The sequence below is a fragment of the Microcoleus sp. FACHB-SPT15 genome (genome assembly GCF_014849525.1).
Classification (GTDB): Bacteria; Cyanobacteriota; Cyanobacteriia; order Cyanobacteriales; family Coleofasciculaceae; genus Symplocastrum; species Symplocastrum torsivum.
Map to the genome: position 1 here is coordinate 275,804 of NZ_JACJNU010000029.1, position 6,000 is coordinate 281,803.

Sequence of the window (6,000 nt, forward strand, 5' to 3'; positions counted from 1 at the left end):
CCCTTTTCCCCTTCCCCCTTCCCCTTTTTCCTCTACCAACTATATGTATCGACCAGAAAGTGAACTGGTATTAGCAAGGTGAAAGTCTTGTGCTTATTCTAGAGAAGGTAAGATGACCACACACGCAATGCTCAACATTCCTCAACTCCTAGCACAAGAGCTTTCCCTCAAACCCTTTCAGGTACAAAACGCTCTCGAACTCTTCGCTGAGGGCGCAACCATTCCCTTCGTTGCTCGTTATCGCAAAGAACGCACTGGGGAGATGGATGAAATCCAGTTGCGTGACTTGTCTGAGCGATTTACTTATCTGACTGAACTAGAAGAACGCAAAGCCGCAATTCTGGAAGCGATCGCATCTCAAGGTAAGCTCACTGATGAACTGAAAGCCAAAATCCAATCCTGCTTACAAAAAAACGAATTAGAAGACCTTTACCTTCCCTATCGCCCTAAACGACGCACACGCGCAACGATTGCTAGAGAAAAAGGGTTAGAACCACTCGTTGAGTTCATCAAGTCACTAAACGTCAAGACGGCTGCACCCGTACCACTGGAGAAGGAAGCAGCAAAATACATCTCTGAAGAGAAAGGAGTCAAGACAGTTGAGGATGCGCTCAAAGGGGCTTCCGATATTCTCGCAGAAGAAGTCTCTGAGAAAGCAGAGTTACGCGCCTACCTGCGAGACTACTTGATGAAAGAAGGGCGATTTGCCTCGGAGATTAAAAAGGAACATGCCGAAGGTTCTACTAAGTTTGAGATGTATCGGAACTACCAGATAAAGGTAAAAGATGTTGCATCGCATAACTTACTTGCCCTCTTTCGGGGTGAGACAGAGGGAGTGTTGAACCTTGAACTTACCTTTGAGGAAGACGTTGCATTGTCCTACCTGGAATCCGAGGAAATCCATACAAAAGTTCCGGCAGTTCGAGACTTTTATCGGGGGATGCTCAAAGATGCATTCAACCGTCTGATGAAAACTTCACTGATTAATGAAGTCCGTTCTGCCAAGAAAACGGAAGCGGATATTGAGTCAATCAAGACCTTTGAAATCAATCTGCGTGAGTTGCTGCTATCTGCGCCTGCGGGAATGAAGCCGACATTAGCAATTGACCCAGGATTTCGGACAGGTTGCAAGGTTGCTGTCCTCTCGGAAACAGCAAAATTTTTGGAATATCAGGCAATTTTCCCTCATCAAGCAGCAGCACAACGAGTTCAAGCCGCTAACACGATCAAGAACTTGATTGAGAACTATAATATCGAGCTAATTGCGATCGGGAATGGTACAGCTTCTCGTGAAACGGATGAGTTTGTCTCAGAAGTTTTGGCGACAATGAATCGGAAGCCGATTAAAGTAACAGTGAATGAGTCGGGGGCATCGATTTATTCAGCCAGCGATGTTGCGCGACAAGAGTTTCCTGAGTTAGATGTTACGGTGCGAGGAGCAATTAGTATTGGTCGCCGTTTGCAAGACCCACTAGCAGAATTGGTGAAAATTGATCCCAAGTCAATTGGTGTGGGACAGTACCAGCACGATGTCGATCAGAAGCTACTCAAAACAAAGTTGGATGAAACGGTAGAAAGCTGTGTGAACTATGTCGGGGTGGATCTAAATACTGCCTCGAAGGAACTCCTAACTTTTGTTTCTGGTATGACACCAACCGTTGCTAAAAATATCCTCGCCTATCGCAATGAGCATGGGGCGTTCAAAAATCGTCGGGAACTGCTGAAGGTGCCGAAGTTGGGGCCAAAAGCCTTTGAACAAGCGGCAGGTTTCTTGCGAATTCGTGGTGGCGATAACCCGTTGGACAATACGGCAGTGCATCCAGAAAGTTATGGGGTTGTAAAAGCGATCGCATCTGACTTAAATGTGGTATTAACGCAGATTACTCAGGCAGCCGATAAATTCAAATCGATGAATTTGAAGAAATACATCACCGATACCATTGGCGAACCAACGCTGCGTGACATCATCAGTGAACTCGAAAAGCCAGGACGCGACCCTAGAGCTGAGTTTAAGTATGCCACCTTTAAAGAAGGGGTTAAGGAAATTAAAGACCTAACCGTTGGCATGGAACTCGAAGGCATCGTGACAAATGTGGCGAACTTTGGCGCATTCGTTGATATCGGTGTGCATCAAGATGGTTTAGTGCATATCTCACAACTTGCCGATCGCTTTATTGATGACCCCAAGAAAGTTGTGAAAGTGGGACAGGTCGTGAAGGTGCGGGTCATGGAAGTCAATGAAAAATTGAAGCGAATTAGCTTATCCATGAAGTCAACAGAACAGACAAATGCTGGACATAGCACGGCAAGAAATCCAGTTAGTACCCCGCAGAAATCGCCGACACTAAACGACCTAAAAACGAAATTTAACAGGAAGAGTTAGAGGATAAATTTAGGTTTTAACCTCAATAATTAAGCTGTCACACATTTTAGTTACTAAGCGGTAGTAGCATTCAAGTTATGCATCCCTAGCGGTTTTCAGTTGGAGGAGGTTAGGACTTACGCAAATTGCTCGTTTCAATACTATTAGTAGTAGGGTGCGTCATGACACTCCTACAGGTAGAGGTGCTGCGTAAGTCCATTTTCTATCTGTAATTCCTTAATCAGGAGGAGCGGCTTGAGGTAGTACAGGAATGTCCTCATCTGGGGTTCGTGTAGGTACTCCCAGATGTTTACGAGCATTATCTTCTGCTAGCCGCTGATCTTCTTTGCTTGTAAACTGACCTTCATCTAGCAGAGATTCCCGACGGGCAGCTTCGTCTCGACTTGGCTGAGCGCCATTTTTCCACTTATATTTGATGTCCATGAGTTCAACACAGGTAAACTGTGCCTCAATTGTGCGGTCTTAATAGTAGGAATTGAACAGCAGCTAGCACTTCTGCTATTAGGGATATTCACTAAGAGTTAGGTTTAGGCTTCAAGGACAGCCATTGAAAGGAGTCCAGAAATTCTCCTGAACTTCTATATTCTTGTTCATTCAAACTCAAACTGGGGAATCAGTTGCAACATTCCTAACCCCAATTCTTTGGCTGAAAGCGATCGCGCCTCAAATAATGCCATCATGTCACGCGGTTGGGGATTACCACGAGAAGCGCCAGTTAGCCCCTTAGCAATGATTAAGCCACAATGCCCGTTGATTTTCTTACAGCGCTGATCCCACTTTTTACGAGCTGCCATATGAGTCGGGTCAGCTTCCGGAAATTCCCCAAATAGATATAGACTACTGTTTTCTGTTTGGAGAATGCCTAAATCATAGTGTTCGCCTTCAAATGGGTCTTCTCCTGGATTAAAGCAAATTCCCTTCAACCCTCCATCTGTCTGAATTTGCTCAATCAGTGCCTTTGCCTTTGGTCGAGTTGTTTGAATCAAAACAACAGGCAGCCCTTCACCATTCGCCTTAATATCTCTAGATTGATAGCAATCAATACTAGTACGCAACATTTCCAAATTTTCCCATGGCATCATTCCTAGGCTAAGGAAAGCATCTTTCGGTACCAAGTCATCCCGTAGTGGCACGGACAAGTCATCGTCGTCTTCGTCGTCGTCGTCTTCGTCGTCGTCGTCTTCGTCAAAATCAGTCATATCTAGCAACTCGGATGCCAAATCGGGGAGAGTCGCAACCTTAACAGGCACCGTTGATTTCTTGCTTTCCAAGGGGATCGGGATGCGGTAACGCTTGGTGATTGCTGGAAACTTATCGTCTGCAAACTGCCGAAAAGATGCCCCAAAAAAGCGGTGGATAGCTTCGAGTGCCACATAAACAGCGATCGCTTCTTCCTCATACAGAAACGGTCGCATCCCTTCAAATGGATGTACTGTTCCAAAGCCTGGAACAATCTCCGATACCGACAAATCTGCTAAATCAATCTCTTCATCTTCATCCTCGTCGTCTGAGTCATCCTCCACACGCCCAAACGTAACAAAGAAGCAATCTTGCCCCAAAAAGGCTTGTTCCATCATCTCGAACGACTCTTCTTCCAAAACCGAGGCACGAAATCGCTTAAGAGAATCCAATGAGCGATAGAGCAGTATCCCGTACTCCATCCCCAACATTCCCATCACAGAGGTATACAGCGTTTCGACATCCCAACGATTTATTTCAATCGAGAGAATATTATGGTCAGCTAGCAGTTCCCAAGGAGCGTCCTCCCAAATTTCATAGGCTTTTTCCAACAGGAGGTCCGCATACTCAGGTGGGAGTGTCGGTTTTCGTTGCAGCGCAACTTCCTCAAACCCCCGAAACAACTCATCAATTAGGGGTAAATCTGAGAAGTAATCAATCGTAATATCTAGCTCTTGAAGGACACCTCGTAAAAAAAACTGGAGTTCTCGATCTCGAACTACAATTTTTGAAGGTCGAGCAGGTCGAGCTGGGTTTTGGGGATTCTCCATCGCTCGCAGCAAAGCGCGAACCACGGCTTCTGGACCCATATCTGGAGATACCACGTCCATCGCCCGAACAATGCCTTCTGAACCATCCACCCAGAGAATACATTCACCATTGCCTTGGCCATCCGGCTGTGAGTCATCGGCAAAAGCCATCAAAGGACGGCGATCGCCTTCCCATACGCTAGGAATTTGTGGTAACTTCTTGAGCCGACGACAAGTAGTGGGATTCAGAGCAGACATAGGGTAGGGATAGCCTTAAGTGCGAAAATACTGGCTCTTCAATGAGCCAGTATAAGAGCTAATACTCTTATTAAACCGCAAGAACTCCAGGCTGTTCTTCTAGAAAAATTGTATTGAGTGATTGATGCAGGCGATCGCTTGTGATAGGGACTATTGATACTCTAGGCTCTTAATCCAAGGGATTGACCCAGAGGAATCGTTACAATGGAGATAAACTGCCAATTTAAACAAGTTCACGGCAATCCGATAACAGTACTAAATTTCAGCGTGTGAACTTGCTCAAGACATATTGTCCTTACGAAAAAGCAATATAGGAGTCACAAAATACTCATGACACAAGCAACTCAGCCGCAACAAAAAGGTATCCAGCTAACGGAAGCTGCCCTCAAGCATGTTCTAGCACTGCGGGAGAGACAAGGACAAGACCTCTACTTGCGGGTGGGTGTCCGTCAAGGGGGTTGTTCTGGAATGTCTTACATGATGGATTTTGAAGACCCAAGTTCGGTTCGAGACAATGATCAAGTCTTCGACTATGAGGGCTTTAAGATCATTTGCGACCCGAAAAGTATGCTTTATCTCTATGGTCTAGTCCTAGACTACAGCGATGCCATGATCGGTGGTGGCTTCCAATTCACCAATCCTAATGCCAGTCAAAGCTGTGGCTGTGGTAAGTCTTTCGGTGTCTGAGCTTCAGGTATCCTGACACTTGGTACGACTAAAGAGTTACGAGCAACGTTGTGCTAACTAAAATACTTAGCCAGACCCAACTATGAAGCAGGGTCTGGTATTGTTTTGGATTGTGAAGAACTAATAATGAACAACTATTTATGACGACCGATTTTGCAGCTGTTTTTGATCAAGGTCTGGAACGCTACAACGCAGGTGAAGGTCCAGACACCCTGATTCCTGTTTTCAAGGAAGTATGCGATCGCGCCCCAAAAATCGCCGCTGCTTGGAGTTGCCTCGCATGGCTCTATCTACTGGATGACAACCCTGAGCAAGCTTACAAAGTTGCTCTTAAAGGGGTCAAATTAGATAGTAATGCTCCCCAAGCCCGGATTAACCTAGTCCTTGCCATGTTAGAAACTAGTCAAACTGGAGTCAGGAAGCACATTGATGTGGCGAAACAACTGATGGCGATTGACTCACAAGTCCAGCGTGATTTGTTTGAAAGTATCGAAGATGGACTGACGAGAAAACCAGACTGGAAGAATTTACAGCGCGTCAAAACCTGGCTATCTGAAGATTGATACGCAGTTATATCCCTCTTCTGTCACTCTCCGGTTTTTCCTATTATTAATATTTTCTACAAAGGAGGTACATTAGGGAATACAGCGTTTGCCCATCTAATTTTGGCAATTGCCCTACTCT

The 6,000-nt window shown here is 45.5% G+C and carries 5 protein-coding genes; 3 read left to right on the forward strand and 2 right to left on the reverse strand.

Annotated features, from left to right (window positions below):
* Window positions 1-127: 127 nt before the first annotated feature.
* Window positions 128-2,383 (forward strand): Tex family protein, encoded by a 2,256-nt coding sequence (locus H6F98_RS10455; RefSeq protein WP_192218627.1) that lies wholly within the window; start codon window positions 128-130, stop codon window positions 2,381-2,383.
* A 216-nt stretch (window positions 2,384-2,599) separates the two neighbouring features.
* On the opposite strand, the gene H6F98_RS10460 is transcribed toward H6F98_RS10455, so the two are convergent.
* Both H6F98_RS10460 and H6F98_RS10465 read right to left on the reverse strand, forming a co-directional pair.
* Window positions 2,600-2,806, reverse strand: coding sequence for a bromodomain-containing protein (locus H6F98_RS10460; RefSeq protein WP_192218597.1), 207 nt, complete (start codon window positions 2,804-2,806; stop codon window positions 2,600-2,602).
* Between the two features lie 167 nt (window positions 2,807-2,973).
* A complete protein-coding gene (locus H6F98_RS10465; RefSeq protein WP_192218598.1) occupies window positions 2,974-4,629 on the reverse strand; it encodes a DUF6930 domain-containing protein in 1,656 nt (551 codons plus the stop codon).
* Between the two features lie 330 nt (window positions 4,630-4,959).
* Between H6F98_RS10465 and H6F98_RS10470 the strand changes: the two genes are divergently transcribed.
* Complete coding sequence (locus H6F98_RS10470) at window positions 4,960-5,316, forward strand: iron-sulfur cluster assembly accessory protein (protein ID WP_192218599.1); 357 nt, start codon at window positions 4,960-4,962, stop codon at window positions 5,314-5,316.
* A gap of 140 nt (window positions 5,317-5,456) precedes the next feature.
* Window positions 5,457-5,879, forward strand: coding sequence for a M48 family metallopeptidase (locus tag H6F98_RS10475; RefSeq protein ID WP_192218600.1), 423 nt, complete (start codon window positions 5,457-5,459; stop codon window positions 5,877-5,879).
* Window positions 5,880-6,000: the final 121 nt, after the last annotated feature.